The following is a 26313-nucleotide window of genomic DNA, read 5'->3' on the forward strand; positions in this document are numbered from 1 at the left end:
CTCTCTCGTGACCGCACGTGTCTCTGTCCCCCTGCTGCCCGGAGAACACTGGTGGGGAGGGGCCGTTGCTGACGGCGTCCGCATGCCGTTCGGCGATGTGGCGCTCGCTCGGGATCTCGGGGAGAACACAGGCCTCCTCCACGATCCGACAGACGGCGCGAACCAGGCGGCTCCTCTGCTCGTGTCCGACCAAGGCCGCTTCATCGGTTCAGAGCGGCCGTTCGCCTTCGCGTTCGAGGAGGGCCGGCTGACGCTCACTGGCGACGCCCGACTGCAGCAGGCCGACAAGCCCTCCCTCCGCGAAGCGTTCCGGGCGGCTTCGGCGACGTACTTCCCGCCCTCGGGGAAGACCCCTGCTCGGGAGCTGTTCGACGGCCCGCAGTACAACACCTGGATCGAAGCGCCGTACACGCCGACGCAGGAGGGCGTGCTCGGCTATGTGCGCCGTCTCGTCGAGGCGGGCTTCCCGCCCGGTGTGCTGATGATCGACGATTCCTGGTCGCCCGGGTACGGCGTTTGGACCTTCGATCCGGTACGGTTCCCGGATCCGCGAGCGATGCTGGACGAGCTCCGAGCCCTCGGGTTCCCGGTGATGCTGTGGATCGTCCCATTCGTCAGCCCTGACACCGCGACGTTCCGAGAGCTCCGTCAGCAGGGGCTGCTCCTCAGAGACGAGACGGGCGAGGTCGCGATCCGACAATGGTGGAACGGGTACAGCGCGGTGCTCGATCTCACCCACCCGGCTGCGACGGCCTGGCTCGACGGCCAGCTGGAACGACTGATGGAGCTCGGTGTCGCAGGGTTCAAGTTCGACGGGGGCGACGTGCGCGACTACCGTCACGGGGATCGTGCGCATGTCGCAGCGGAGCCGGTCGACCAGACCGAGGCCTGGGGTCGGTACGGCCTGGACTATCCGTTCAACGAGTTCCGTGCGGGATGGCGGCTCGGCGGCCAGCCGTTGGCGCAGCGTCTCCACGACAAGCCGGCGACCTGGGACGACCGAGGGCTTCGTTCCCTGATCCCGGAGGGCATCGCGCAGGGACTGATCGGTCACCCGTTCACCTGCGCCGACATGGTCGGGGGTGGCGACATCGCATCGTTCGCGCCTGGAGTCGTCGTCGATCAGGAGCTGTTCGTGCGCTACGCGCAGTGCGCGGCACTGTTCCCCATGATGCAGTTCTCCATCTCGCCGGCGAGGGTCCTCGACGCGGCGCATCTGCGGGCGGTCCACCTCGCGCTCGGCATCCGCGACGCGTTCCTGCCGAGGATCCTCGAACTCGCCGACCATGCAGCGCAGACGGGCGAGCCGATCATCCGAGCGCTCGCCTACCACTTCGACGGCTTCGCGGACGTGGCTGATGAGTTCCTGCTCGGTGACTCGATCCTCGTCGCTCCGGTCCTCGAACCAGGCGCGACGAAGCGCCGCGTGATCCTGCCACCGGGACTCTGGCGTGCATCCGACTCCGCCGCACCTGTCTCGGGAGTCGTGGAGCTGGATGTCGACCTCTCCTCGCTCCCCGTCTTCACCCGGGTGTCGTAGGGCGGTGTGATCGAGTCTGCCGCTCCTGCTCAGCAGCGGCAGGAGGGCGTCGGGGAGGGACGCGTTCGATTGGCCATGCACTCCACGTCTCGCCAGTGTCTGTCGGTCCTGTGAGACTCGGTGTCGTGAAGCACATCGGACTCGGCATGATCGACGCAGTGATCTGGGACTGGAACGGGACGCTCCTGGACGACGTCGAGGTGGCGCGAGCAGCGATGAACACGGTTCTTCGCACGCGCGACCTGGCCGAGATACCGGACAACGGGTCGTACCGGCGCGTGTTCGGGTTCCCGATCCGAGCGTTCTACGCGCAGCTCGGAGTCGACGAGGCGGAGTTCGTGGCGGCGGCCGACGAGTACCTCGCGCGGTTCGCCGGCAGCGTGGGCGCCGCGTCGCTGCATTCCGATGCGCGCACGACGCTGGCGGCGGTGGACGCGCTCGACGTCGAGCAGGTCCTCATCTCCGCCACTCCTGAAGACACCCTCGAGCGTCAATTGGCGCCCCACGCCGTGAGTCATCACTTCGCCCAGATCCGCGGCATCACCGACGTGTACGCGGCGTCGAAGGAGGACGTCGTCGCCACGTGGTTGGCGGCATCAGGCCATGCACCAGGGCGCGTCGTCATGGTCGGCGACACCAACCACGACGAGGAGATCGCGGACGCCCTGTGCGTGCGGTTCATCCGATTCCGGAACGGGCACCAGGACCCGCCGTCGCATGGACGTCATGCGATCATCGGCGACCTGGGCGACGTCCTCGGTCATCTCAGACCGAGCGCAGCCGAACGGGTGTGACTCGGCTCGGCCGTCCTCTCAACGCGAGGGTTGGATCCGCAGTGCGTTGCGGTGGACATGCTCGATCGCTGTGGCGATCGCCCCCTGCGCCACCATGTCGGCGCCGAGAGTCGACGCCACGAGCAGGGGCGGTTCCGCGCTCATGTAGGCGGGGATGAGCTCTGATGCGATGTCGAGCATCAGGGAGATCGACGGGGCTATGCCGCCCGCGAAGACGATGCGTTCCACGTCCAGCAACCCGCCGAGCACGGCGCTCATCCGAGCGACGCGGTCCGCCATCCGCCGCACCATGTCGAGCGCCACTGCATCACCCTGGTCGGCGGCGGCAAGGACTGCCGGCGCGTCCACCTGTTCGACCGGCAGACGGCTGAGCGGGCTGCTCTCCGGAAGTCCGCCGCTCTCCCGGTGCTCACGGCCCCAGTCGCGCAGGACCGCGGCGATGCCTCGTGTCGAACCGACCCCGTCGACGAGGTCGAGGAGGTGGAGCTCTCCTGCTCGGCCCCGGCCGCGGACGAGGCGTCGATTTACCACGTAGCCGGCGCCGAGCCGCTCGCCGGTGACCACCGTGATGTACGAGTCCGCCCCGACCCCCGCGCCGTGTGCGCCCTCGGCCACAGCGGCGAGGTTCGCGTCGTTGTCGGTGATCACCACGCACCCGTGGTCGCGGATACGCTCGCCGAGCCGCGGGTTCATGCGGTCCCAGAACACGTTGCCCGCAGGTGACCGGCCCAGCGCGTCGATCGGGGCGGGCACACCGATCACGATGCAGAGCGGTCTCGCCGTGTCGGATCGATCCAGGGCCTCCGTGATCGCCGCGTCGACGGCGGCGACGCGTTCCTCGGCGTCGGCTGCGGGGTCCACGGTGCGGTGCGACCTCGCGAGCTCGTGTCCGCGCAGGTCGGCGACGATCGTCGTGATCGAGTGGGCTCCAGCGTCGACGCCGACGACGATGCCGGCCTCGAGGCGAAGCGCATACCGCCGGGCCGGGCGGCCCTTTCGGTATTCGGCGCCCGCCTGCCGTGCGTCGTCGAGCTCGGCGAGCCAGCCGAGCTCGATGAGCTCATCGCAGAGTGCGATCGCGGTCGCGCGGGACAGGCCTGTCGCCGCCATGACGTCGGCGGCGGTGAATGCGGATGTCGCCCAGGCGTGGTCCAGGACGGCAGCGATGTTCGTCGAGCGCGGCTCCACCGGTCCCGCCGCAATCGAGTGATCCATGACCGACAAGGATAACGGCCATCCGGAAGCGTCGCTTGACCCCGCTGCGCTCTGATGGCAGAGTGTCCGCATGCGTTGATTTACCGGCTAAATTTAATCAGCGGATCCGATCGGGCTCCGCGCGGAAGGACAATGATGTCGAACCCCCTGAAACGCGCGTTACGCGTCACCGCTGGAGTGCTGAGCGCCGTCCTGGTCGCGAGCGCACTCGCGGCCTGCTCGAGCGATGGGAGGGAGACCGTCCACTTCACGTTCAGCAAGCGTGAGGCGTTCACCTTCATGAACCAGGCGGTCGCCGACTACAACGCCTCGCAGCAGCAGTACGAGGTCGTGATGGACACCTCGGGCCCCGAACCACTCGCGGCGAGCTTCGTGCGTGGGAATCCGCCGGACCTCATGCTCTCGAACTACAACCACGAGGTGTCGCGCTTTGTGGAACGGTGTGCGCTCTCCGACCTGTCCGACACCACGGCAGCGAAGTCCATCCGCGACGACCTCCAGCCGCTGCTCGACCAGTACGGCGTCTGCGCCGGACGCACGAGCGCGCTGCCGTACTCGGTGATGGCGGCCTCCGTCATCTACAACAAGACGATCTTCGCCCAGTACGGCCTCGAGGTGCCGACGACGTGGAGCGAACTCATCGCCGTCTCCGACACGCTGAAAGCAGCGGGAGTCGCGCCGTTCTACGCGACGTTCGCCGACGCCTGGACAGCCAACCAGGGCTGGTTCGACTACTCGGTCGGCGGCGCCGTCGACATCCCGGAGTTCTACGACGCGCTGGCAGAGGAGGGAACCGAGGTGGGGCCGGATGCTCCGGTCTCCTTCGAGAAGGACTTCCTCGAACCCGTCGAGAAGATGCAGCTGCTGGCGAAGGAGTACACCCAGGCCGATGCGCCGAGTCGCACCTACGACGCCGGCAACGTCGGATTCGCCGAGGGCAAGGGCGCCATGTACCTGCAGGGGCCGTGGGCGTTCAGCCAGATCGAGCTCACCGCACCCGATCTCGACCTCGGTACGTTCCCGCTGCGGATGACCGAGGACCCGAAGGACCTCAAGGTCCGCGTGAACCTCGACCTCGTCACCATCATCCCCGAGGACGCGAAGAACAAGAAGGGAGCGCGTGACTTCCTCGAGTACCTGTTCCAGCCGGAGATCATCCAGGCCTACAACGAGTCGCAGCTCGGATTCGTCCCGACGGACGACGGCAAGGCCCCGGACGACCCGCGCGTCGCAGGCATGATCGACTACTACGACTCCGGTGCGTTCTACCAGGGCCCCGGCGTGCTGAATCCGCGCGCCATCCCGACCGAGAACTACGCGCAATCGCTGGTCCTCGGCACCAATGCAGCGTCGATGCTCAGCACCATGGACGCGGACTGGGCAAGACTCGCGTTCCGCCAGCCGCCCGTGTCGAAGAAGGAGGGTTCCGAATGAGCGCCACCACATCGATCGTGACCGGAGGGAACCCGAAGGTCCGGCGCAGCCGGAAGCGGGTCGAACCGATCTACTACCTCTTCCTCCTCCCCGCCGTCATCCTCTTCACACTCGCGATCACGGTGCCCGGAGTCGTCGGCATCGTCTTCAGCTTCACCGACTCGATCGGGATCAGCGACTACACGTTCATCGGCTTCACGAACTACATCGCCGCGTTCAGCGATCCATCCATCCTCTCCAGCTTCCTCTTCACCTTCGGGTTCTCGCTCGTGACGGTGATCGCCGTGAACGTCATCGCGTTCCTGCTCGCGGTCGGCCTGACCGCGAGGATCCGCTTCAAGATGGGCCTCCGCGGGATCTTCGTCATCCCGATGGTCATCTCGGGCATCATCATCGCCTACGTGTTCCAGTTCCTCTTCATGAACTCGGTGCCCTCTGCCGGTGCGGCGCTCGGGATCCCGTTCCTCGAGACGAGCATCCTCTCGAACCCTGACCTCGCCTGGCTCGGCATCGTGATCGTGACGGCTTGGCAGTCGATCCCCGGCACGCTGCTCATCTACATCGCGGGTCTGCTCGCGGTGCCCGGCGACGTGTACGAGGCGGCTTCCCTCGACGGCGCGAACAAGCGGCAACAGTTGCTGCGCATCACCTTGCCGCTGGTGATGGGATACGTCGTGATCAACGTGATCCTCGGCTTCAAGAACTACCTGAACGCCTACGACATCATCATCGGCCTGACCAACGGCGGCCCGGGCACGTCCACGCGGAGCATCTCGATGACGATCATCCGCGGGTTCCAGACCGGCGACTACGCCTACCAGATGGCCACGGCGACCCTGTTCTTCATCATCACGATCATCATCGCCCTCCTGCAACTCTCGGCGACGCGCGGAAGGAACGCACTCTGATGGCTACGCCAACCGTACTCAGCACCCAGTCCATCACCACGGCGAACGCCAGCACGAAGGAGCGCACCCGCGGGGAGCGGGTGAGCTGGTCGACGACGATCATCCTGTTGCTCTGCGCAGTGACCGTCCTGCTGCCGCTCTACGTGACCATCTCGATGGCGTTCAAGACCGACACGCAGTCGGTCGACGGCAACGCCTTCTCGCTGCCGGCTCCCTTCAGCATCGACGGATTCGTCCAGGCCTGGACGCTCACCAAGTTCCCCGTGGGCTTCGCGATGTCGCTGCTCGTCACGGCCGGAACGGTCGTCGCGACGATCGTGCTGGCGTCCTTCGCCGCCTACGCGATCGTGCGTAACTGGGATCGCCGTCTGTTCCGCTTCTCGTTCTTCTACCTGCTCGCAGCCATGTTCATCCCGTTCCCGGTGGTGGCGCTGCCGCAGATCCAGCTGACCGGCCGCGTCGGACTCGACAACCCGTTCGGGGTGATCATCCTCGCCACCATGTTCCAACTGAGCTTCAGCGTGCTGTTGTTCACGGCGTTCCTGAGGTCGATCCCGATCGAACTCGAGGAGAGCGCACGCATCGACGGCGCGAGCACCTGGCAGACGTTCTGGACGATCATTTTCCCGCTCCTGGCCCCGATGAGCGCGACGGTCGGCATCTTCGCGTTCCTCTACGCCTGGAACGACTTCATGATGCCGTCGCTGATCATCTCGGACGCGAGCCTGCAGACGCTCCCGGTGCGGCAGAACCTGTTCCAGACGCAGTTCAGCAGCAACTACAACGTCGCCTTCGCGTCGTACCTGATGGCGATGGCGCCCGCGATCATCGCTTACCTGTTCGCGCAGCGTTGGGTGATGTCGGGCGTCACCCAGGGCGCGGTCAAGGGATGATCCCGGCACCCGCGGCGGCCCATCACCGCAGACCCACGACCGCCTGAGAGACCGAGGAACCACCACGTCATGACCGATGCACTTCTCCTGCACGCCCAGCAGACGGCCGCCGCCAGCTGGTGGCGCCAGGCGGCCGTCTACCAGATCTACCCGCGGAGCTTCGCCGATGCCGACAGCGATGGACTCGGGGACCTGCCGGGCATCCTGTCCCGCGTCGACTACCTCGCGTCCCTCAGCATCGACGCGATCTGGCTCAGCCCGTTCTACCCGTCAGCGCTCGCCGACGGCGGGTACGACGTCGCGGACTACCGGGATGTCGATTCTCGGCTCGGCACCCTGGACGATTTCGACGAGCTGATCGCCGCCCTGCACGAGCGGGGCATCCGAGTCATCGTCGACATCGTCCCGAACCACACGTCGGATCTGCACGAGTGGTTCCAGGAGGCGCTGGCGGCCGGCCGCGGTTCCGCGGCGCGGGAGCGGTACATCTTCCGCGACGGCACGGGTGAGGCGGGGGAGGAGCCGCCGAGCGACTGGGTGTCGGTCTTCGGCGGGCCTGCCTGGGAACGAGTCGAGGACGGCCAGTGGTACTTCCACAACTTCGCGACCGAGCAGCCGGACCTCAACTGGGATCATCGAGAGGTGCGCGAGGACTTCCTCCGGACCCTGCGGTTCTGGTCCGATCGAGGTGTGGACGGCTTCCGGATCGACGTCGCGCACATGCTGACGAAAGACCTCACCGAGCCGTTGCCGAGCCGTGCGGAGCTCGACCTGATCCCGCAGGACGGCAACCACCCGCTGATCGACCGCGACGACGTGCACGAGGTCTACGTCGAGTGGCGGCGGGTGTTCGACGAGTACGACCCGCCGCGCACCGCCGTCGCCGAGGCGTGGGTGAGCACGCCGGAACGCCGGGCGAAGTACGCCTCGGCGGAGGGGCTCGGTCAGGCGTTCAACTTCGACCTGCTCGAGGCCGACTTCGACGCCCAGGCGTTCCGTGTGATCATCGCGGACAATCTCGGCCAGGCGCAGGCCACAGGATCGTCCACGACGTGGGTGCTGTCGAACCACGACGTGACGCGTCATGCCACGCGGTACGGGTTGCCGGCTCTGGCCGGACGTGCAGTGAAGCAGGGCACCGAGTGGGTGGCCGCGGGTGGGCCGGACGCCGGAATCGACCGCGAGCGAGGCCTGCGGCGGGCGAAGGCCGCGACGCTCCTCCTCCTCGCCCTCCCGGGCAGCACCTACCTCTATCAGGGGGAGGAGCTCGGCCTGCAAGAGGTCGCCCGGATCACCCCGGAGCAGCGCCAGGATCCGGCATTCTTCCGCGGTGCCGAGTTCGACGGCCTGGGGCGCGACGGGTGTCGCGTTCCGCTGCCATGGGCGGCGAGCGGCGCATCGTTCGGCTTCGGCGATGCGGTCGCGCATCTGCCGCAGCCGGCCTGGTTCGCCGAGTACGCAGTCGATGTCGAGGGCGTGGATGCCGGGTCGACGCTGTCGTTGTACCGTGAGGCGCTTGGGCTGCGGCGTCTCCTGCAGACCGAGGAACGCCTCGACTGGATCGAGACGGGACGGGACGACGTGCTTCGGTTCGAGCGGCCGAATGGTTGGCAGGTCGTGGCGAACTTCGGCACCGAACCCGTCCCGCTGGATGCTGAGGTCGATCGCGTGGTGCTCGGCACCGTGGAGGACGGTGCGGTTCCGGGGGAGTCGACGGTGTGGATCGCGCCGAACGGTCTGATCGGCGGCGGGTTGAGTTGACCGCGGCGTGCTCGACAAGTGTTGGGTAGTTGTCCCCATCGCGGAGAACGGGCCGCCCATCCACACTGGTCGGGCCGCCGTTCGCCACCGAGAGGAACCCCATGAAGCTGTCCCGAGTCGCCACCCTGACCACCCTGCCGGTCGTCGCCATCCTGGCCCTGGCCGGGTGTATGACGCCTGCAGCGCCCGAACCCGAGGCGACGAAGAAGCCGTCGGCGACCGCGACCTCGGAGCCGACGAAGTCCGCGTCGGCGAGCGGCGAGGGCACGGAGCCGGGCACCAGGGTCGGTCTCGGGGAGGCCATCGTTTACGAATCGCAGGGCACCGACGACGTCACGGCCCTGGTCAGCGCCAAGCTCACCGAAGTGACCCCGGCGACCGCGGACCAGGTCGCGTTCCTGAACAGCCAGTTCGACGACGGCGAGCTCGCCGGTTTCGACGTGACCCTCATCCGCCTCGAGATGACGAAGGTCTCCGGTGACCCGATCGCCTTCAACTCCGACTCCACGTCGTTCGCTCCGGTGGACGCCAAGGGCACCAAGGTGCAGGAGGTGACGCTGATCGGCTGGGACGAGTGCGGTTCGGAGTCGTTCTCGAAGGAGTTCGACGATGGCGCCCCGATCACGCAGTGCTATGTCGCCGCCGCTCCAGCCGGTGGCAACGCTCCTGCCGGCCTGATGTACGACGGTGGATTCACCGACCCGAACCCGTTCAGCGACTACGACGGTGACCCGATCCTCCTCATCAAGGACTAGCGACCGCGCGACGTGAGCCGGGGTGCTGGTTGAGCGAGGACTGCTCAGTGCGAGACGATAGTCGGATGATCCGCGTGGTGCTCTTCGACCTGGACGGTGTCGTCCGACACTTCGACCCGCGCCACGTCGCCGATGTCGAGCAGCGCCACGGTCTTGCAGCGGGAACGATCGAAGGCATCGCTTTCGCAGAACCGCTGATCGGTGACGTCACCACCGGTCGGATCAGCCGGGCTGAATGGGTACGCCAGGTCGGCGAGACGGCTGGCAGTGCATCGGCCGCGGAGGAATGGGGCGTTCAGCCGGCGATCGTCGATGATGCTCTACTGGAGCTGTCCGACGAGGTTCGCAGCTTGGGGCTGAGGACGGCCGTCCTCACCAATGGGACAGACACCATCCGTGCTGAGATCGCCGCGATGGGTATCGGCGGCAGGTTCGATGCGGTCTTCAACTCGGCCGATATCGGATTCGTGAAGCCCGATGTCCGCGCATTCCAGCACGTGCTTCGTGCCCTCGCGGTGGCCGCGGAGGAGGTGTTCTTCACAGATGACTCTGCGTCGAAGCTGGTGGAGAGCACGGCGTGACCGCACTGCTGACCACCGATCTCTCGCCCTCGAACGAGTGGCGAGCAGAAGTGCACATGCCAACCAGACTGCCGTAGGCCCGGCCGCCGGTCGCAGAGCGGGTGCTTCATGTTCGCTTCATCATCGGCGGGCAGGGTGTTGGCATGATCAGAACACATCGATTGAGAAACCGTCGGCGCATGTTCGTGGGTGGAGCGGTCGCCTTCGCGATCGTCGCGAGCGGTTGCGCCTCACCGGCCATGGCCGCGTCGATCCCCGGCTTCGCCGACGGACGCGTCCTCATCCCCGTCCAAGGCGGTACCGCAAGTATCGACCCGGCCACGCTGCTCGTCGAGTACCACGGCGGCCAGGGTGTCGACACGTGGTCCGAGCCGAGCCTCACAGCGCTGGGTGCCCCCAGCGAACCCACGGTGACGCTGTCATCGGTCACCTGGGGCTTCGAATCGTCTGACCTCACCGTCGTGGCGTCGGAGGAGCAGGGGCGCCTGACCGTGGAGCTCGTCTCCGGCTCGGACCGGGAAGTCTCATGGCCGGTCACCGCCGCACCGGATGTCCGGTCGGTCGAGTTCCCGAACGGCGAAGGGCTCTCCGTTCCGGTCACCGACGACTTCTGGCTGTCGGAGGAAGCCGGTCTCGATGGCGCGAGTTGGGACTTCGCCGGCGGGCTGACGATGCCGTTCTGGGGGGCGACGTTCGAGGACCGCGGGGTCAGCTACATCGTCCGCGACGACATCGGGACGACGCTCGACTTCCGAGCCGAGGATGCGCGACTGCAGGCGTACGCCGAGCACACGTTCTCGGAAGACCGCGCGACCGGGACCTTCGGGGTCTCCTTTGCCCCAACCAACGGGAACCCGGTCGCCGCAGCCCAGGACTACCGCAGGTATCTGCAGTCGAGCGGTGGCTTCGTCTCGCTTGATGACAAGATCGCTGCGAATCCGAACACGAAGCAACTGATCGGTGCCTTCCACGGCTACACCTGGGGCGATGGACGCGACCCGGCAATCGTCACCCGATTGCAGGAGCTCGGCATCGAACACGCCTGGTTGGGCTACGACGCGAACGGAGACCCGATGAGCGCTGCGGCCGTCGAAGCGGCCGCGCAGGCCGGATATCTGGTCGGCCCATACGACACGTGGGACAACGCGCAGGACCCCGCAGACGCCGACACCGAGGCATCGATCTGGCCGGGCGACGTCTGGCCGAACGGATGCGTGATCGACAAGGACGGTAATCCGGTGACCGGCTTCGGGGGTCGCGGGTGCTATGTCAGCACCGCGGCACTCGACGCGGCCGAGGAGGAACTCGGTGCGGTGACGAAGCGCGTCCAGGACTTCGTGAAGAACGGTGCCACGAGCTACTTCCTCGATGTCGATGCCGTCGGACAACTGTTCCGCGACTACTCGCCGCTCCACCCGCAGACTGAAGCCGAGGACCGGGCTCGACGGCTCGCCCGCATGCAGGCGCTGGCGTCGGGCGTGTTCTCGGACGGGAAGCCGCTCGTGCTCGGGTCCGAGACGGTCGCCGCGTGGGCGAACCCGGCCGTCAGCTACTCGCATGGTTCCAGCACGCCCATCGCCGATGGCATCTGGGCGTTCCAGAAGGAGAAGGAATGGGGTGGGTGGTGGCCGGAAGAGCGTCCCGCGTTCTTCTTCAAGGACACCAAGCTGCCGGCCGAGCTCGCGAAAGCGATGTTCGACCCCGCCTACCGCATCCCGCTCTACGAGACGGTGCTGCATGACTCGGTGATCTCCACCGACCGGTGGGAGATGGGACTGTACAAGTTCCCGGAGCAGACGCGCGACCGCACGCTGACGAACATGCTCTACAACACGCCCGCCGTCATCGCGCTCGACGATCGGGTCCTCGACGAGCACGGTGCGGACCTCGCCAAGATGCAACAGTTCTTCGAGATCCTGCAGCAGGCGGCCGGCACCTCGCCGATGACGTCGTTCGAGCGGGTCGAGGACGACGTCCAACGCACCGTGTTCGGTGACGACCAGCTCATCGTGACCGTGAACTTCGGCGACGCTGAACGGGCCGGCGTCCCCGCCGGGTGCGCTGTTGCGACGATCGGTGGCGCGGACACGAGCTACTGCCCGTGATCCGACGAGTGCGGGGCGAGGGATCGCCCCGCACTCCCGACCACGCGACGACGGACGGTTCAGACCGTTGTGCGATCATGCCCAGGACGGAATGCGGAGAGGAGGACCATGCCCTCGGAACGAATACTCGTGGTGGATGACGACGTGAACGTCGCCACAGGGCTCCGAGCAGCGCTGGAGTACGAGGGGTATGACGTGACCGTCGCGGCCGACGGCATCGGGGCGCTCACGGCGATCACCGAGGTGGATCCAGCGGTCGTGCTGCTCGACATCGGCCTCCCCGGTCTTGATGGCCTTGCCGTGACCCGCGCATTGCGAACCGCAGGCGACCTCGTCCCGATCCTTGTCGTCACCGCCCGCTCGACCTCCAGGGACCTCGTGCATGGCCTCGACGTCGGCGCCGACGACTACCTCGTGAAACCCTTCGACCTCGACGAGCTCCTCGCGCGCGTCCGCGCCCTCGCCCGACGCGCGCGGTCGGAGAGCCCCTCCACCATCATGGGTGGCGAGTTCGTCCTGCGCGTCTCCGATCGCTGGGTGGCGAGACAGGACGACGGCGTCCAGCTGACCCGCCAGGAGACCCTCGTGGCCTCATCGCTGATGGGTGAACCGGACCGGGTCTACTCCCGGAACGAGCTGACGCGCGCCGTCTGGGGCGAGGAACAGCCGAACTCGAACTCCCTCGACGTCTGCGTCAGCAGCCTCCGAAGGAAACTGGCGTCGATCTCCGCCGGCACCCGACACATCGAAACGGTCCGCGGACTCGGCTATCGGTTCCGACCGTGACGGGCGCCGGACGCAGGCTGTCGCTCACACGGGCGTCGTTCCGGTCGATTCGGTTCCGCATCACCGCGATCGTCGCGGGCTCGGTCGCGCTGGCGGCGATCCTCATCTCGACGGTCGTGCTTGGCGTCGTCGGCTACCAGCTCGCGACCGGACAGGACACCGCGCTCGAACGTGAGGCAGTGCAGTTGCAACGGTCGCTCGCGTCCGGTGTCGATCCGGCGGAGTTCACCGGTGGAGAGTGCCAGTGGGTGGTCGAACCCGCCTGCTCTCGGGTCATCGATTCGGGGGACGCGGTCGAGAGCGCTTCCGGCGGGCCGCTCGCCATCACTCCGGAAGCGCTCGCCGTGGCCGAGGGGCGTCGTTCCGAAGCGATCTACACCTCGACCGCGGTGTCACCGCAGGTGCGTGTCGTCGCACTCCCCGTGGACGACCACCGGGCCCTGCTCGTGGGCGTGCCAGTCACGGCGATGGCCGTCACGTTCGAACGCACCGTGCATGCTCTCGCGATCGCGAGCGTGGTGAGTTGCCTCGCTGCCGCGGGCATCGGGTACCTCGCGGGGCGCGCGGGAGTGCGCCCGATCCGCGAGCTGATCACCACGATGGAGGATGTGGCGCAGACGGCGGACCCGCACGTCGAGGTCGATGCGCATCGGACCGATGAGCTCGGCGGCCTGGCGCGCTCGTTCAACGGCATGCTCGGCAGGCTTGCCCATGCGCTCGACTCGCAGCGCTCGTTCGTAGCCGACGCGTCGCACGAGCTCCGTACCCCGCTCACGACGCTGCGTACGAACACCTCCCTGCTGTTCAGCGACCGGACGTTCGACGATGAGACGACGGCCGTCCTGCAGTCTGCCATCAGCTCGGAACTCGACAGCATGCAAGCGACGATCGAGGATCTCATCGACCTCGCCTTCCTCGATGCCGACGCCGATGCTGCGCTGGCACGGGCCGAGCTGGTGGGCATCGCAGAGCAAGCGGCTGCGGACGCGCAACGTCACTGGCCACACGTCGAGTACACGGTCACCGGCGGGACTCCGGGCATGCTGATTCCGCTCGAGGCGAGTCGTGCGGCGCGACTGCTGGGCGTCGTCCTCGACAACGCTGGCAAGTACACACCCCCGCACGTCGATCATCGCCCCGAGGTCGTCTTGCGGCTCCAGGCGGACGGACCGCTCATCCGTATCACGGTCGCAGACAGCGGCTCAGGGGTCGCGGTGTCTGACGTCCACCGGGTGTTCGATCGGTTCTACCGGGCGGCCGAGGTCAGGAGCACAACCGGTTCGGGGCTGGGCTTGGCGATCGCAGAGCAGATCACCGCTCAGGCCGGCGGGACGATCGGGCTGGAGCCGAGGGCGTCCGGCGGGACGATCGTGACGATCGTTCTCCCCCGGGCCGTGGTCGACAGCACGTCAGTCGTCGAAGGCCACGTCTCGGGAACCTAGGAGGCTCATCTGGCCCAGGACGACGGCGGCTACGCGTCGTTCTGGTCGGTGCGCGCGCCGGTGGTGATCGTCAACGGTGCAAGCGCCGGTCGTCCGGCGGCCTGCCACAGCACGAACTCCAGATACGGGTCATCGAGTGCAGCGTGCGCAGAGGTCGGCGTGCGACGCACGAAACGCTCGCGAGCGGGCGTGGTGCTGCGGCGGGTGCCTGTGCGGGCATGGCGGGGTTTGCTGGTGCGCATGATCCGGTCCGTTCTCGTTGTCCATCGGAGTACATCCAGCGTGCGCTTCTGAGTGTTACGAGAGCGTCTGCGATTCCCAGAGGAATGCGACCGAGCGCCGTCGGCAGGTGTCAGGAGCGGCGGGTGCGGCCGTCCGCAACACAGCTGGCAACATGTACCTATGGCAAAACGCAGTGTGGTGACCCTCGTCGACGATCTCGATGGAACGCCCATCGACCTGACCTCCGGCGACACCGTCCGCTTCGGCATCGACGGCCACAACTACGAGATCGATCTGACGGACGAACACGCCGAAACGCTCCGAGCGGCGCTTCGGCCGTTCGTCGAGGCCGGGCGCAAGGTTGTCCCGCTCGGCACACGCAGCCGCCGCGGCTGAGCCCGTCAGCTCAGCTCTCGACGTCCCCGTGCGGCGGGCGGTCGCGCGACGTGTTTCGCGGCCCCGCACGCGGAGTAGCGCGAGCGCGAGCAGGCGGCAACCGGACCGCTCATGCGCGCAGCGGCTCTATCAGGTGTGGGCCGGTGTTGCGGACGTTGTTGACGTCGCGGGTGACTTCGTAGTGTGTGAGGTCGTGTGCGACGGCGAACGATTCGCGATCGAGGAGCTCGAGGAGTTGGTCCGTATCCAGGTGCCCGCCGAGCCAGTCGTCGTAGCCGTCGGGCGTGAGGCAGGCGGGCATACGGTCGTGGACCTCGCCGGGGGAGACGTGCGCGTCGCGGGTGATGATCGCCATGGAGAGGTGCCATTTGTCGGGGTCGTCCTCAGGCTTGGTGGGGTCGGGCCAGGCGCTGATGATGCCGGCCATGGCGAGCTCTGACTCGGGATCGTGGATGAAGTGCGGTTGTTTCCCTGTCTCGGTGACGACCCATTCGTAATACCCGCTCGCAGGCACGATGCAGCGCGCGGTCGCGAATGACTTCCGGAACATGGACGACGTGGCTACAGTCTCGATCCGCGCGTTGATGGGCTGCGGGCGTTGTTTGACGAAGTCCTTTGCCCAAGCGGGAACGAAACCCCAGCGGGCGTGTGTCGCGGCGCGTTCGTCGTGCCTGGTGCGCACGACGGTCACGTCGGTCGTCGGGGCGACGTTGTAGTCGGGCAGCGGCGGCTCAAACTCGGACACCAGGTCCGCGAGGAGGGTGGAGGTGGAATCGGTGACGACGTAGCGACCGCACATGCGCTCAGCGCAAGACGCAGCACTGATGTACGTGATCTCCGCGCGACGGTTTTCGGTCGTTGGATGACACCGGCTCTGCATCGCTCCGGCGGGGTAGCGCGAATCGTGCGCACGCGCCACGAAGTGCATGCGGCCAGACGATTGCAGCGAAGAGCCCCTGGTTACATTCGCGGCAGCTTGGCGAGGGCCGCGTCCGCAGTCTCCTCAGCGACGCCGAGCTGCTCGATGAGCAGCGCTCGCGCCGGCCCGTTGTCGCCACGACGGAGCGCTTGGTAGGCCGCGTCCGCGGTTCTGCCGAGTTCTACGGTGGGCTGCTGCGCGACGCCGAGCCGATCGGCGAGTTCTTGTGCGGTCGTCACGTCGTAGGTGTCCTGGATGATTGCGGGGAGGCGGTATGTCCCCAGCGGGCCGATGTCCATGGCGATCCCTTTCGTGGGTGTTGGCGGGTGGCAGCGGTATGCACGCACCGGGTTGGTCGACGGGTACAGCGTTGTCAGTGGGCGGAGTCGGGGTCGCTCGGGAGATGCAACTCGCCGGGGTCGACGTCGACGTCGCCCGAGTCGTCGGGGCCGCCCGTCCCCGGTGCGACGCTGATCGCACCGGACCTGATGTCCGGGTCGCGCACGGTGGGTTGGGAGTCGGCTTGTTTGGCCTCGGTCTCGCGTTCGCTCGCCGGGCTGTAGCTCCGGTCTTTGCGAGCCTGTTCATCGTCACTCACGGCGTCCTCATCGTGTGCACTCATATCAGGCACGGTAGTTCACCGTTTCTCTCGACGAACGATGTTGATTTGCTCGAGCGGATGTGCTCAGCGACGGTCGGCTGTATAGCTCACGTCTCAGCACGATCGCTCAGATGTATCCGTCGGTGCTGGCCGCGTTGATGGTGTGGTTCCCGATCTCGTTCCAAAACAACACGGTTGCGGGATTGACGACCTGGGAGTGTCGGACACGGTTCAGGATCTGTTGCGCGAGGAGCTGTGCACGGTTGCATGTTCCGACGAGGAGAACGGTGACGACGAGGTAGCTTCCCAGCGTTTGCTCGAAGTAGGCCTGAATGTTCTGCGCGGCCGTATCGCTGTGTCGCCAGAGGGTATCTGCGGGGGTGTGCGGGCGCTCGTCGATGACGATGACCAGATGGCGCAGGTTGTTGAAGTCGTGGCTGAGTGCCGCGCACATCGACTCCAGCATCTCCAGGCCGGGGTGCGCAGCGTCGTGGTTCATCCCGATGACGATCGCTCGACAGTCCGAGCGGTTGTCCGTAGCTCGCATCACTGCGGGGTGTTCGCGGAGCGTGTCCAGGGAGTCGATTTCGTCACCGAGCAGTGTGATGAACGGTTGCTGCGACACGAACGACCTTCTCGCTAGGAGGAGCGTGTGGTGCGTTCTTGACAGCTCACGCAGGCGGATGCGTACGGCACGACTTCGAGTCGCGCGGGCGGAATCTGCTGCCCGCAGTGGGCGCAGACGCCGTACGTTCCATTGTCAAGGCGCTCCAGCGCCGCGCGAATCTCGGTGATCACGATCCGGTTGGATTCGAACGTCGCCCACGCAATGGGGTCGATATGCGGTGCCGCGCGCGGGGCGAGGTCTTCGACGATTTCTTTTCGTACCTGCAGTTGTTCATGCAGAGATTGAGCGAAATGCGACAACTCAGGGTGCGCGGGTGCGAGATTGGCGTGAATACTCATAATGGCTCCTAGGGCGAAGTGAAAAGACGCACCGCATGAATTGCGACGCGCCCTTATCTGCTCTGATGAAGCGGATTCAGCCAGGCGGAGCGTCTGTGGGCGCATGGATCCCACGCGCGTGTGCGGCACTATAGCGCCGAGGTGGAAGCACCCCGCGGACGCGGTTCGCGTGAGCGTTCGCGTCCAGCTCGCATGATACGAGGGGTGCTCTCAAGGTGGTCATAGCCATCACCATAGCGGGGTATCTGAGAAAGGCAAGTCGAGTCGAGGCCTGGGGCTTTGACCGTGGACAGCTCGCGTTTTTTCCTGGTCAGCAGCAAAGTGCATTCCTGTCCGCGATCGGCTATGGTCATCGGAACCACGCCAGCTGACGAAGGGAAGCGTGAAACATGTCTGGAAAGACGCCTCGTGGCGGAAACACGAAAAAAGAACCGAAGCGGACGTTGATGGAGAAACGCGAAGCGAAGCGGGAGAACGCCGCCTCGTCGTTGATCAAACCTCGTAAATCCCGATGATTCCTGCGGTATAGACGGAGGGCATTCGGGCTAACGCTCTAGGCCGGCATTCAGTTCCGCGCAGCCGCAAAGTAAAGATGTTCGTCGGTGATGGATGTCGGGCTCAACGAGGCTCGGCATCCGTCACGACACGATGTGTCCGCGGCCGGAAGTTCGTGCCGTCCAGATCGCGTACCGGCTCGTGCCTCGCCGGAAGAAGAATCTTGGATAAGTGACACTGAGTGTCTGTAGACCGTGGGAGTGAGGCGGGGCCTCGAGCATCCAGCTCGGAGCCCCGCCGTGCTCAGACGAGGCCTTCCCTGGCGAGGCGTGTCACCCGACGACCACGCTCACTCGACAGGGTTTCCGAGGGTGGGTATCAGTTGCAGGGCGAAGTCGCTGGTGGAGGAAGTCAGACCGTCCCGTCTTGCTCGCTCGCTCAGGAGTCTGGTGTCTCCGGTGAGGAGATTGTCGGCAGTGTAGGCAAGCACATGAGGAATCTCATCCAAGACGACACCGTCCGGAAGCAGGTATGCCTCAGCGTGCTCCGGGTTGGCTTCGTCAGGGCGATCGACGCTCAGTCCGAGCCCCGTGTTGGCGAACTGGTGCGCGTTCGTGCAGGCCGAGCTCCACACGCCGCTCATGTTGAGTTCCGCGATCACGCACACGTGCCCTGCCGTGTCGATGCCTGTCCAGTACTGAGCGCTCTCATCTTCCCCGAGGAAGCGTGTCGAGTCAGTTGCCAGCCCGCCGTCCCCGATTCCCTTGCTCTGTGTGTGGATGGAGCGCGGCAGCGAGTCCTGCGCGTTGCGTGGAGCGTTGAGCAGCGAGAGCTGCTCACGCGCAGACGAACCTGCCGAAGCTGACGACACCACTCCACCGATGGTGGTTGCTGCCCCCACGATGAGAAGTACGCCTCCGACGGCTACCGCGGAGGCGGCGACCTTGTGGGTCTTCACTGACCACATGATGTTCTCCTCGGCGATCGATTCAGGCTCGACGCTTCCACTGGCTCGACTGGCCTCGAAGGACTGATTTGTCGGTAGAGCTTCATTGCTCACCTGTCACCTTGTCGCGCGCTCATCCCTCAAGAATACGATCATGTGCGTCACTAAGCTTGTTAAATTTCAGCACCTTCCGCCCAAGCGTCAAGTGTTGGGCGCGAACCACGCGAGACCGTGTTGCCGCGCGCTGCGGCGGCGCGAATCGGTGCCCATATCCGACATGGCCGAAATTACGGATCTCGCGTCCTTCCGGCTGTGTGGCCTGCGGCCCATTGCGGATATGCGCCCGAATCGGTCCTTCCTGCTGTCCCAGCTCGAGTCCAGGTCTCGGCGAACAGCGAGCCGTCACGGCTCAACCAACGTCCCCCGGCGGTGCAGCTAAGCGCGCCCTGAGTGAGTCGATGAGTACACTCACGCCGAGCTCGAACGTGCGATCCGCCCGCTCCCTGCCCCGCTCGCTCGACTCGATGAGGCGTCCGATGGTGCGCGTCTCCTCCTGCGGCTGCCAGATGTCGTCGGGCGCGGCGAGGTCGAGCCCGAAGCCGATCGCGAACGCATCGAGGACGGCGATGATCGAGAGGACCTCCTCCTCGAGGAAACCGCCGTCGACGAGCACGGTCGCCAGGTCATCGTATGCCGCGATGACGGCCGGGCTGCTGGTGGTCGTGCCGACGAGCAGCGGTACCAGTCTCGGATGATCCGCGTACATCTGACGCTGGGCTCGCAGCATTGTGAGGACATATTCGTCCCAGTGGTCCCTCGGCAAGTCGACATCGTAGGCGACGAGGAGGCGCGCCCGCATGAGCTCGATGATCCCGTCCATGCCTCCCACATGGTTGTACAGCGAGGAGGGCCGGACGCCGAGGCGTCGAGCGATGGCGTTGACGCCGAACGGCTCGCCGGCGCGTGACAAGGCGAGGCCTGCATCTCCGATGATCTCTGTCGACAGCAGTGGGGTAGACGGCCTGGGCATGGAACACCTCCCTTTCAGCGGGACGCGATCGCATCGCGAAGGTGGGTCTTCCCTGCGACTTCGTCTCCGTGCATACTAGTGAACACCATTCGTTAACGAACACCATTCGTTTTCGGATCAACGCTTCACGAACCCATCTCGACCTACCCGATCCGCGCACACCGTTGTGCCCTGCCCTCTGGAGTACCCGTGACAGCAATCGACCTCGGCACGCGAGTGCCACTCCGCCTCCCCACAGCCACCGCGACCTTCGCAGTGGGGATCGCCGGCTACCTCGGCGTCAACCTGTCGCCGTACATGATCACGGCCGTACAAGCGGCCCTGGACATGGATGTTCTGGCGGCGAGCTGGCTCGTCACTGGAAGCCTCTTCCTCACCGCGTTGGCCGGACTGGCGATCGCTCCACTGTGCGCGGGCACCCATCGGCGCACAGTCGCACGGGCTGGGCTCGCCGTCGCCACGCTCGGCTTCGGGGCGTCCGCCTTCGTCCCCGTCCTCTTGGTCCCGGGTCTCCTCGTCGGCGGCATCGGGGCGGGCGGGGCGATCGCTGCCGCAGGCGCGGCGATGGCCGCGTTCCGCAATCCCGAACGCGTTGCAGGCCTCAGCGGTCTCGTGAAAGGCGCCCTCATCACGATCGTGATCGCCGTCATCCCTCTCATCGGGCTCGCTCCGTTCGCCGTCTTCGGCGCGCTCACCCTGTTCAGCCTGGTCGGACTGCTGTTCTCAGCGTGGTTGCCCGGGGCCCCAGTTCTCGACCCGCAGGCCGGCGCCGCTGTGGCAGAGGCCATGCCGATCGACGTCCCGCAGACGGGCGCGCTTCGCGTCCCACCGCCACGCTCGCGCACAGTGGCGATCGCCGGTTCCGGGCTGCTTGTCGTCTTCGCGCTCTGGGCGGTGAGTGAGGACTCGCTGTGGGCGATGGGAGGGGTGATGGGTGCCGACCAGGCGGACCTCACAGCCGAGGGACTGGGTATCGCTCTCAGTGGGGCTACTGCAGGAGCGCTCGTTGCGGCGGTGCTGCTGATGATCGTCGGCGACAAGCTCGGACGTGCGGTACCGCTGGTGATCCTGCTGCTGTTGGGCGGCGCCCTCAAGATCGTGGAAGGCTTCACGACCGACGCCACCGCATTCATCGTCGTGTTCATCGCGTGGAACACCGTCTATGCGGTCGCCTTCATGTATTTCTTCGCTACATCTGCCGCGCTCGACAGCGGCGGGCGCTGGTCGGCACCCCTGCTGTCGGTCTACCTCGTCGGGTCGGCGCTGACGCCCGTGATCGGCGCCGCGCTGATCAGCGTCCTGGGCTACCAGAGCTTCGCCATCACCCTCGGTGTCGCGAGCTTCGTACTCGCCGTCCCGGCCGGGGCAATCGCTCTGCTGACCACGCGGCTTGAACGCGCCAACACCACCCACACGAAAGAGATGACCGTATGACCCGCACGCTGTACCGCAACGCCCGTTTGTTCACTGCCGACGACCCCCAGTGGGCGGATGCCGTCGTCGTCGACGACGGCTCATTCGTCTTCGTCGGCGCAGAGACCGATGCTCCTGCATGTGATCGGACCGTGGATCTCGGGGGACGGTTCGTGCTCCCCGGCTTCACTGACGCCCACACCCATGTGCTCTTGATGGGCAGCGCGCTCGGCCAGATCGGTCTCACGGATGCCCGCACGCTCGGCGAGATCCAAGAGCGGCTGCGCGCGGCACGTCCGCATGCCACCGACGAGCTGTACGGCGGTGGCTGGCTCTTCGACGCCATCGAGGGCGGTGCTCCCACGGCTGCGATGATCGACGCCGCGGTGTTCGACATCCCGGTCTACCTCTTCGCGAACGATTACCACTCATGCTGGGTGAACAGCGTGGCGCTTGTGAGACTCGGCATCACACGTGACACCCCCGACCCGATCGGAGGACGGATCGAAAGGGATGCCGACGGCGAGGCCACCGGGATGCTGTACGAGACTGCATTGCAGTTTGCATGGGCGCATCGGGATGCGTTGACCACTGACGCCCAGCGCGACGCCGACGTCGACCGGGTCGTGGCCGCGTACCTCGCGTCCGGCGTCACTGCGGCCGTCGACATGGCTCTCGAGGAGCACGGGCTCGCCGCGCTCGAACGCGCGGCCGAACGTGGTGCACTGCCGTTGCGGGTCGACGCGCACTGGTTCATCCTGAACACCGGACAGGATGCCGAGAACCTCGCACAGATCGCCCGCGCTGCCGAACTCGCGGCGCAGGACCTCCCAGGCGTGCGTGTGCTCGGCATCAAGTTGCTGGTGGACGGCACTATCGACGCATGCACCGCCGCGATGAGGCACCCGTACGCCGACGGTTCGAACGCTGAAACGATCTGGCCCGCCGAGCGTCTGTTGCCGGTGATCGCTGCGGCGGATGCTGCTGGTCTCCAGATCGCAATGCATGCGATCGGTGACACAGCCAGCACTCTCGCGCTGGATGCGATCGAGCATGCCATCGCGACCAACGGTGATCGTGAGCGCCGCCATCGCATCGAGCATCTGGAATACGCGGCGCCCGGCACGGCAGAGCGCATGTCCCGGCTGGGTGTGACCGCGTCGATGCAACCCGTGCACGCTGATCTCGCGATCTTCGCGAACTGGAGTGCGCAGCTTGGAGACGAACGGGTCGATCGTGCGTTCGCGTGGTCCGAGTACGAGGATGCCGGGGCGCTGCTCGCCTTCTCGACGGACGCGCCGACCGCTCCGTTCGCGGCCCTCACCAACGTGTATGTGGCCGCGACCCGATCTTCCGCGCTCGATCCGTCGCTCCCGACCGTGCAACCGCAGTACGCCATGCCCCTGGACCGCGCTCTCGCACACGCGACCAGAGATGCTGCCGCGTCCGTCGGCGACGGTGCGTGGCGCGGCCGCATCGCCGTCGGGCAAGCCGCCGATTTCGCTGTGCTTGACACCGACCCATTCGTTGAGGGTGAGTCGTCGCTGCTCACCGCCCGCGTGGTACGCACGTTCATCGCAGGGCGCGAGGAGTACGCGGCCGAGTGACGCGGCGCAGGGGGTCGCACCTCTCCTGCGTACAGCGATCCCCTGGCGAGGTGCCACTGACCGGTTGCGCTTGGGGATCTCGTTCGCCTGACGCAACTCGCGTTGGCAGTGTCGAGCGCGTTGATTCGCGCAATCGGATCAGGCTCTGCCCGTCTGCGGGCTGACGCCGGCCGCGTGCGCAGTCGACGTCGCCAGTCCCATGCCACCGGCGCCTCCGGTGATGACTGCAGCGTCTATCGATGCTCCTGCGTTCGTCTTGCTGATCAGGGGTGCGGGTGAGGATGCGTGCGCGCGAGGGAGGCTCCCTCGACGTCGACGTCGATGTCGGAAAGGATGCGGTCGAGCCCACTGGGCAGCCAGGCGGCGATTCCGAGGAGATGCATCATCGCGGGCATGAGCAGCATCCGAACGACGAATGCGTCGAGGAGCACACCGAACGCGAGGACTCGGGCTTGCGATCGTTGACAGCATCCTGACACCGCACGGCGCCCCACTCGAGCTCCCCGCCCGACCCGGAGGCGGGCTACATACAATCGTCCGCTTTGCGTCACGTATCGAGCAACCAGCAGAATTGCCCGCCAATGGAAAGCGAGGAGAAACAGGCACGCCGTGGCCGCCGTCGCGGATAGTGACGTGACTCGCCGCACCGGAGCCAACGCGGACGACGGTCGCCAAGAGTTATCCTTTGGAGAGCGTCGAGTCAGTCGGTGCGTTTGATCGCGACGTTGGGTCTGTGGAGTTCCCCTGGTGGTGAAGTAAATCTGCCTTCAGGCGCCGGCGCCGCCGTCTACGGGCACAATCGCCCCGGTGACGAACGAGGCACGGTCGCTGAGCAGCCACGCGGCTGCCTCGGCGACCTCGGATGGCGCTGCGAGGCGGCCGAGCGGGATCGAGGCGACCAGGCGATCGACGGTGCCGGGCGTGGCTGCTTCCCATTTCGCAATCATGTCCGTCGCAGTAGCCCCGGGAGTGATGCCATTCACTCTGATGCCGTCGACTCCCCAGCTCACAGCTGCCGTTTCAGTGATGCTGTTCAGCGCACGCTTCATCGCGCCGTAGGCGGGTAGTGCCGGGTTTGAGCGGCGGCTTCCGATGCTGGAAGTGTTCACGATCGATCCGCCGCCATTCATTCGCATGAGCGCTGCCTCGGCCTTCATCGCGATCCAGTGCGATCTGAAGTTGATCGCGAATTGTTCATCGATGTCTGCGTCGGTGGTGCTGTCAAGCGGTCCGGGCTGTCGTTGGGGCGCCGCGCCGTTGTTGAAAGCACCGTCGAGTCGACCGTGAAGTTCGTCGACGGCGTTGACGGCGGAGCGGACGCTCTCGGGATCTGCGAGATCGACGGTGACGGCATCTGCGATTCCGCCTTCCGCACGGATCTCGGAGACGATGCTGTTCAAGGTATCGAAGCTGCGGGCAGCGAGCACGACGGAGGCGCCTTCTCGCGCGAACAGTCGGGCGGATGCTTCGCCGATGCCACGGCTGGCACCTGTGATGAAAACGACCTTTCCTTCAAGGAGGCGGGCGTGAGCGGTTTGAGCGGGCTTCGTCATACCGGCAACATTGCTCGGCTCCGCGAATCGGTTCCAGGTACAGACGGTACTAGCTTCCAAGGCATGAAGGGCCGGAGACTGCTCTTATGGATAAAGGTGAACTCGGCGTCTTCTTGCGCAGCCGGCGCGAACGACTGAGCCCAGAGGATGTTGGACTTCCTTCCGGCCCGCGACGTCGGACACCGGGACTGCGGCGAGAAGAGGTGGCCGTCTTGGCGCACATCTCGACCGAGTACTACGTTCGACTCGAGCAGGGCAGGGCGCCCCGTCCGTCGGGTGAGGTGCTCGGGGGGATCGCCGGCGCGTTGCTCCTCACAGAGGCCGAGTCTGAGCACCTGCATCTCCTCGCGGGCACCGCCCCCGCCTTATCGGGCTTACATCGTCGCGATGTCCGGCCGAGCATCCTCACCGTTCTCGAGCGACTTCCCGACACCGCTGCATTCGTGATATCGGCTGCATTCGAGGTTCTGGCATGGACAGACCTTGCCGCCGCCCTGATGGAAGACTTCACCGAGCTCACGTCGGACGAGCGCAATCTTGCTCGGAAAGCGTTCCTCGGACATCTGCGGCCTGGCGCTCAGACGTATGGAATCTCGGACGCGGTCGAGTTTCAACACCATGTGGTTGTGAAGCTCCGATCTGCGCTCACCAGGTATGCCTCGGATCCCGAAGTCGTCGCCCTCATCGATGAACTCCGCGCTGGGAGTCCTGAGTTCGCTCGGCTGTGGGAGCGACACGACGTGCAGCCAGCACCCATGTTGACGAAGACGTTCCGTCATCCGATCGTTGGCGAGATCACCGTGGACTGCGACTCCCTGATGCTGACCGACCGGGATCAGGAGCTCGTTCTCTACACCGCGCCGCGAGGATCTCGTGACGCTGAGGCCCTCGCGCTCCTGAATGTGGTCGGAACAGAGCACTCCAGCGCGCGCCAGGCACGCGGACTGATCCCGAGAGTTGGGCTCGATTGAGAGCGAACGAGACGATGCCTGATTTTCCGAACGTAGCCCCGTTGGGGGCGTTCGGAAGCGAACGTTCGTGATCGGAGGCTGCGGCGCTCGGTGCTGGCCTCGTGCTCGACGCGCGGGAGCTGGCAGCACGCGTCTCCCTGCCTGTCGATGGGCAATCCGGTCGCTAGGGACGAACGGCTCAGCCGTGCTGACGGCCAGAGAGAGGTAGGTTTTCGTGGGGCGGCCCTGGAGAAAACGCCACTCACCCTTCCCCGCCATGATCTGATGCGCGTGCAGCTCGACGTTGCCAGGAACCCCGAAGGCAGGCGAGCGGGCGCGGCGCGCTCGAGGCCCACGTCGTACGCCCTCGCTCGCTGTTCGGCCAGACGACGCTCAGCGGCAGACGGCTCGCGGATACGAGGGGACGGCATCACGGCCCGGGTCGGGAGTGGGACGTAATTCCAATTCGCGACGTCTCGATACAGTCCCAGGATTGAAATCGTCCGCTGTCGTGCAGCGGACTTCTCGCGGTTGTAGCCGAGGCCGCGTGCCTCGCGGATCCGCTCGCGCGCGATCCAGTCTTGCGACTCCCACACCACGAAGCTCAACTTGGCGTCGTACTCGCCCTTAGCAGCCATTGCGGACGCTCCGGAGTTGCGCGCTTCAGGCCTGAGAAGAATGCTCGGGCTTTGGCGGCATAGTTCAGCTGCCTCGGTGCAGAGACGAGCATCAGGGCCCCGCCTGACCGGTGTCACTCTGCACGAAGCGGCGGGTCAATTCGGGCGGTTCGGGCGATGCCCCCCGTGGTGAAGCTTCCAGGTGGCCGTTTGTACACCCTTCGGGCTTGTAGTGACGGACACGAGATCGGAAGTAGTCGAACCGTACCAAGCGACGACCGCGAGTGCCGCGAGTGCCGCGAGTGCCGCGATGACGACGAGCAGCGCGCCCGCGAACACAGCGCACATCCGAACTGTGTCGGCCGACACGACGCAGCGTGCACG

Annotated in this window: 26 protein-coding genes and 1 pseudogene; 15 read left to right on the forward strand and 12 right to left on the reverse strand. The window is 66.1% G+C overall.

All coding sequences use genetic code 11. From position 1 onward, the window contains the following. The first annotated feature begins 7 nt into the window (after positions 1 to 7). Positions 8 to 1540 (forward strand): glycoside hydrolase family 31 protein, encoded by a 1533-nt coding sequence (locus ABMA10_RS04845; RefSeq protein WP_347867633.1) that lies wholly within the window; start codon positions 8 to 10, stop codon positions 1538 to 1540. A 125-nt stretch (positions 1541 to 1665) separates the two neighbouring features. Further along, positions 1666 to 2334 carry an HAD family hydrolase gene (locus tag ABMA10_RS04850; RefSeq protein WP_347867632.1) on the forward strand — a complete coding sequence of 223 codons (669 nt, stop codon included), beginning with the start codon at positions 1666 to 1668 and terminating at the stop codon, positions 2332 to 2334. 18 nt (positions 2335 to 2352) lie between these two features. Here the strand turns inward: ABMA10_RS04850 and ABMA10_RS04855 are convergent, their stop codons facing one another. Next, positions 2353 to 3549: an ROK family protein gene (locus tag ABMA10_RS04855; protein ID WP_347867631.1), complete on the reverse strand. Its 1197-nt coding sequence runs from the start codon at positions 3547 to 3549 to the stop codon at positions 2353 to 2355. A gap of 135 nt (positions 3550 to 3684) precedes the next feature. Between ABMA10_RS04855 and ABMA10_RS04860 the strand changes: the two genes are divergently transcribed. The 9 genes from ABMA10_RS04860 (at position 3685) to ABMA10_RS04900 (ending at position 14214) form a co-directional block, all read left to right on the forward strand. Beyond that, positions 3685 to 4983: an extracellular solute-binding protein gene (locus ABMA10_RS04860; protein ID WP_347867630.1), complete on the forward strand. Its 1299-nt coding sequence runs from the start codon at positions 3685 to 3687 to the stop codon at positions 4981 to 4983. After that, on the forward strand, positions 4980 to 5891 hold the full coding sequence (locus ABMA10_RS04865; RefSeq protein ID WP_347867629.1) for a carbohydrate ABC transporter permease: 912 nt from the start codon (positions 4980 to 4982) through the stop codon (positions 5889 to 5891). Before ABMA10_RS04860 ends, ABMA10_RS04865 begins: the two co-directional genes overlap by 4 nt. Further along, positions 5891 to 6784: a carbohydrate ABC transporter permease gene (locus ABMA10_RS04870; RefSeq protein ID WP_347867628.1), complete on the forward strand. Its 894-nt coding sequence runs from the start codon at positions 5891 to 5893 to the stop codon at positions 6782 to 6784. The genes ABMA10_RS04865 and ABMA10_RS04870 overlap by 1 nt, the downstream gene beginning before the upstream one ends. Positions 6785 to 6853: 69 nt before the next feature. Then, positions 6854 to 8545, forward strand: coding sequence for a glycoside hydrolase family 13 protein (locus ABMA10_RS04875; RefSeq protein WP_347867627.1), 1692 nt, complete (start codon positions 6854 to 6856; stop codon positions 8543 to 8545). A 101-nt stretch (positions 8546 to 8646) separates the two neighbouring features. After that, entirely contained in the window at positions 8647 to 9300 is a 654-nt protein-coding gene (locus ABMA10_RS04880; protein WP_347867626.1) for a hypothetical protein, read from the forward strand. A gap of 65 nt (positions 9301 to 9365) precedes the next feature. Then, entirely contained in the window at positions 9366 to 9881 is a 516-nt protein-coding gene (locus tag ABMA10_RS04885; RefSeq protein WP_347867625.1) for an HAD family hydrolase, read from the forward strand. Between the two features lie 179 nt (positions 9882 to 10060). Continuing rightward, positions 10061 to 11986 carry a glycoside hydrolase gene (locus ABMA10_RS04890; RefSeq protein WP_347867624.1) on the forward strand — a complete coding sequence of 642 codons (1926 nt, stop codon included), beginning with the start codon at positions 10061 to 10063 and terminating at the stop codon, positions 11984 to 11986. 108 nt (positions 11987 to 12094) lie between these two features. Further along, positions 12095 to 12772 (forward strand): response regulator transcription factor, encoded by a 678-nt coding sequence (locus tag ABMA10_RS04895; RefSeq protein ID WP_347867623.1) that lies wholly within the window; start codon positions 12095 to 12097, stop codon positions 12770 to 12772. Continuing rightward, complete coding sequence (locus tag ABMA10_RS04900; protein WP_347867622.1) at positions 12769 to 14214, forward strand: sensor histidine kinase; 1446 nt, start codon at positions 12769 to 12771, stop codon at positions 14212 to 14214. Before ABMA10_RS04895 ends, ABMA10_RS04900 begins: the two co-directional genes overlap by 4 nt. 29 nt (positions 14215 to 14243) lie before the next feature. Here the strand turns inward: ABMA10_RS04900 and ABMA10_RS04905 are convergent, their stop codons facing one another. Beyond that, entirely contained in the window at positions 14244 to 14456 is a 213-nt protein-coding gene (locus ABMA10_RS04905; RefSeq protein ID WP_347867621.1) for a hypothetical protein, read from the reverse strand. Positions 14457 to 14616: 160 nt separating this feature from the next. Here ABMA10_RS04905 and ABMA10_RS04910 point away from each other — a divergent pair, with 160 nt between their 5' ends. Further along, positions 14617 to 14832, forward strand: a complete 216-nt coding sequence (locus ABMA10_RS04910; protein ID WP_347867620.1) for a histone-like nucleoid-structuring protein Lsr2 — start codon at positions 14617 to 14619, stop codon at positions 14830 to 14832. 109 nt (positions 14833 to 14941) lie between these two features. On the opposite strand, the gene ABMA10_RS04915 is transcribed toward ABMA10_RS04910, so the two are convergent. The 7 genes from ABMA10_RS04915 to ABMA10_RS04945 form a co-directional block, all read right to left on the reverse strand. Then, the gene (locus ABMA10_RS04915; RefSeq protein ID WP_347867619.1) at positions 14942 to 15631 is read right to left on the reverse strand and encodes an SOS response-associated peptidase; all 690 of its coding nucleotides are present in this window, start codon (positions 15629 to 15631) and stop codon (positions 14942 to 14944) included. Between the two features lie 161 nt (positions 15632 to 15792). Beyond that, entirely contained in the window at positions 15793 to 16050 is a 258-nt protein-coding gene (locus ABMA10_RS04920) for a hypothetical protein (protein WP_347867618.1), read from the reverse strand. Positions 16051 to 16124: 74 nt separating this feature from the next. Then, positions 16125 to 16373 (reverse strand): hypothetical protein, encoded by a 249-nt coding sequence (locus ABMA10_RS04925; RefSeq protein ID WP_347867617.1) that lies wholly within the window; start codon positions 16371 to 16373, stop codon positions 16125 to 16127. Between the two features lie 106 nt (positions 16374 to 16479). Beyond that, the gene (locus ABMA10_RS04930) at positions 16480 to 16977 is read right to left on the reverse strand and encodes a hypothetical protein (protein WP_347867616.1); all 498 of its coding nucleotides are present in this window, start codon (positions 16975 to 16977) and stop codon (positions 16480 to 16482) included. Positions 16978 to 16991: 14 nt separating this feature from the next. Beyond that, entirely contained in the window at positions 16992 to 17318 is a 327-nt protein-coding gene (locus ABMA10_RS04935; protein WP_347867615.1) for a TraR/DksA family transcriptional regulator, read from the reverse strand. Positions 17319 to 18162: 844 nt separating this feature from the next. Then, positions 18163 to 18780 carry a hypothetical protein gene (locus ABMA10_RS04940; protein ID WP_347867614.1) on the reverse strand — a complete coding sequence of 206 codons (618 nt, stop codon included), beginning with the start codon at positions 18778 to 18780 and terminating at the stop codon, positions 18163 to 18165. Positions 18781 to 19168: 388 nt separating this feature from the next. After that, positions 19169 to 19789 carry a TetR/AcrR family transcriptional regulator C-terminal domain-containing protein gene (locus ABMA10_RS04945; protein WP_347867613.1) on the reverse strand — a complete coding sequence of 207 codons (621 nt, stop codon included), beginning with the start codon at positions 19787 to 19789 and terminating at the stop codon, positions 19169 to 19171. A 189-nt stretch (positions 19790 to 19978) separates the two neighbouring features. Here ABMA10_RS04945 and ABMA10_RS04950 point away from each other — a divergent pair, with 189 nt between their 5' ends. Both ABMA10_RS04950 and ABMA10_RS04955 read left to right on the forward strand, forming a co-directional pair. Further along, the gene (locus ABMA10_RS04950; RefSeq protein ID WP_347867612.1) at positions 19979 to 21223 is read left to right on the forward strand and encodes an MFS transporter; all 1245 of its coding nucleotides are present in this window, start codon (positions 19979 to 19981) and stop codon (positions 21221 to 21223) included. After that, positions 21220 to 22809, forward strand: a complete 1590-nt coding sequence (locus ABMA10_RS04955) for an amidohydrolase (RefSeq protein WP_431031266.1) — start codon at positions 21220 to 21222, stop codon at positions 22807 to 22809. Before ABMA10_RS04950 ends, ABMA10_RS04955 begins: the two co-directional genes overlap by 4 nt. Positions 22810 to 23072: 263 nt before the next feature. Here the strand turns inward: ABMA10_RS04955 and ABMA10_RS04960 are convergent. Both ABMA10_RS04960 and ABMA10_RS04965 read right to left on the reverse strand, forming a co-directional pair. Continuing rightward, positions 23073 to 23252 (reverse strand): annotated as a pseudogene (locus tag ABMA10_RS04960) (hypothetical protein); the annotation flags it as partial. 324 nt (positions 23253 to 23576) lie between these two features. After that, complete coding sequence (locus tag ABMA10_RS04965) at positions 23577 to 24362, reverse strand: SDR family NAD(P)-dependent oxidoreductase (protein ID WP_347867610.1); 786 nt, start codon at positions 24360 to 24362, stop codon at positions 23577 to 23579. Positions 24363 to 24448: 86 nt separating this feature from the next. Between ABMA10_RS04965 and ABMA10_RS04970 the strand changes: the two genes are divergently transcribed. Beyond that, positions 24449 to 25333, forward strand: coding sequence for a helix-turn-helix transcriptional regulator (locus ABMA10_RS04970; RefSeq protein ID WP_347867609.1), 885 nt, complete (start codon positions 24449 to 24451; stop codon positions 25331 to 25333). Positions 25334 to 26085: 752 nt separating this feature from the next. On the opposite strand, the gene ABMA10_RS04975 is transcribed toward ABMA10_RS04970, so the two are convergent. Continuing rightward, the gene (locus ABMA10_RS04975) at positions 26086 to 26277 is read right to left on the reverse strand and encodes a hypothetical protein (RefSeq protein ID WP_431031267.1); all 192 of its coding nucleotides are present in this window, start codon (positions 26275 to 26277) and stop codon (positions 26086 to 26088) included. Positions 26278 to 26313 lie beyond the last annotated feature (36 nt).

This window comes from Plantibacter sp. RU18 (assembly GCF_050613355.1).
Taxonomy (GTDB): Bacteria; Actinomycetota; Actinomycetes; order Actinomycetales; family Microbacteriaceae; genus Plantibacter.

Bases quoted from the DNA above. Each gene is read 5' to 3' on its own strand.
- ABMA10_RS04855 (WP_347867631.1), bottom strand. From the start codon at position 3,549: ATGGATCACTCGATTGCGGCGGGACCGGTGGAGCCGCGCTCGACGAAC.
- ABMA10_RS04860 (WP_347867630.1), top strand. From the start codon at position 3,685: ATGTCGAACCCCCTGAAACGCGCGTTACGCGTCACCGCTGGAGTGCTG.
- ABMA10_RS04865 (WP_347867629.1), top strand. From the start codon at position 4,980: ATGAGCGCCACCACATCGATCGTGACCGGAGGGAACCCGAAGGTCCGG.
- ABMA10_RS04870 (WP_347867628.1), top strand. From the start codon at position 5,891: ATGGCTACGCCAACCGTACTCAGCACCCAGTCCATCACCACGGCGAAC.
- ABMA10_RS04875 (WP_347867627.1), top strand. From the start codon at position 6,854: ATGACCGATGCACTTCTCCTGCACGCCCAGCAGACGGCCGCCGCCAGC.
- ABMA10_RS04880 (WP_347867626.1), top strand. From the start codon at position 8,647: ATGAAGCTGTCCCGAGTCGCCACCCTGACCACCCTGCCGGTCGTCGCC.
- ABMA10_RS04885 (WP_347867625.1), top strand. From the start codon at position 9,366: ATGATCCGCGTGGTGCTCTTCGACCTGGACGGTGTCGTCCGACACTTC.
- ABMA10_RS04890 (WP_347867624.1), top strand. From the start codon at position 10,061: ATGTTCGTGGGTGGAGCGGTCGCCTTCGCGATCGTCGCGAGCGGTTGC.
- ABMA10_RS04895 (WP_347867623.1), top strand. From the start codon at position 12,095: ATGCCCTCGGAACGAATACTCGTGGTGGATGACGACGTGAACGTCGCC.
- ABMA10_RS04905 (WP_347867621.1), bottom strand. From the start codon at position 14,456: ATGCGCACCAGCAAACCCCGCCATGCCCGCACAGGCACCCGCCGCAGC.
- ABMA10_RS04910 (WP_347867620.1), top strand. From the start codon at position 14,617: ATGGCAAAACGCAGTGTGGTGACCCTCGTCGACGATCTCGATGGAACG.
- ABMA10_RS04915 (WP_347867619.1), bottom strand. From the start codon at position 15,631: ATGTGCGGTCGCTACGTCGTCACCGATTCCACCTCCACCCTCCTCGCG.
- ABMA10_RS04920 (WP_347867618.1), bottom strand. From the start codon at position 16,050: ATGGACATCGGCCCGCTGGGGACATACCGCCTCCCCGCAATCATCCAG.
- ABMA10_RS04925 (WP_347867617.1), bottom strand. From the start codon at position 16,373: ATGAGTGCACACGATGAGGACGCCGTGAGTGACGATGAACAGGCTCGC.
- ABMA10_RS04935 (WP_347867615.1), bottom strand. From the start codon at position 17,318: ATGAGTATTCACGCCAATCTCGCACCCGCGCACCCTGAGTTGTCGCAT.
- ABMA10_RS04940 (WP_347867614.1), bottom strand. From the start codon at position 18,780: ATGTGGTCAGTGAAGACCCACAAGGTCGCCGCCTCCGCGGTAGCCGTC.
- ABMA10_RS04945 (WP_347867613.1), bottom strand. From the start codon at position 19,789: ATGCCCAGGCCGTCTACCCCACTGCTGTCGACAGAGATCATCGGAGAT.
- ABMA10_RS04955 (WP_431031266.1), top strand. From the start codon at position 21,220: ATGACCCGCACGCTGTACCGCAACGCCCGTTTGTTCACTGCCGACGAC.
- ABMA10_RS04965 (WP_347867610.1), bottom strand. From the start codon at position 24,362: ATGACGAAGCCCGCTCAAACCGCTCACGCCCGCCTCCTTGAAGGAAAG.
- ABMA10_RS04970 (WP_347867609.1), top strand. From the start codon at position 24,449: ATGGATAAAGGTGAACTCGGCGTCTTCTTGCGCAGCCGGCGCGAACGA.
- ABMA10_RS04975 (WP_431031267.1), bottom strand. From the start codon at position 26,277: ATGTGCGCTGTGTTCGCGGGCGCGCTGCTCGTCGTCATCGCGGCACTC.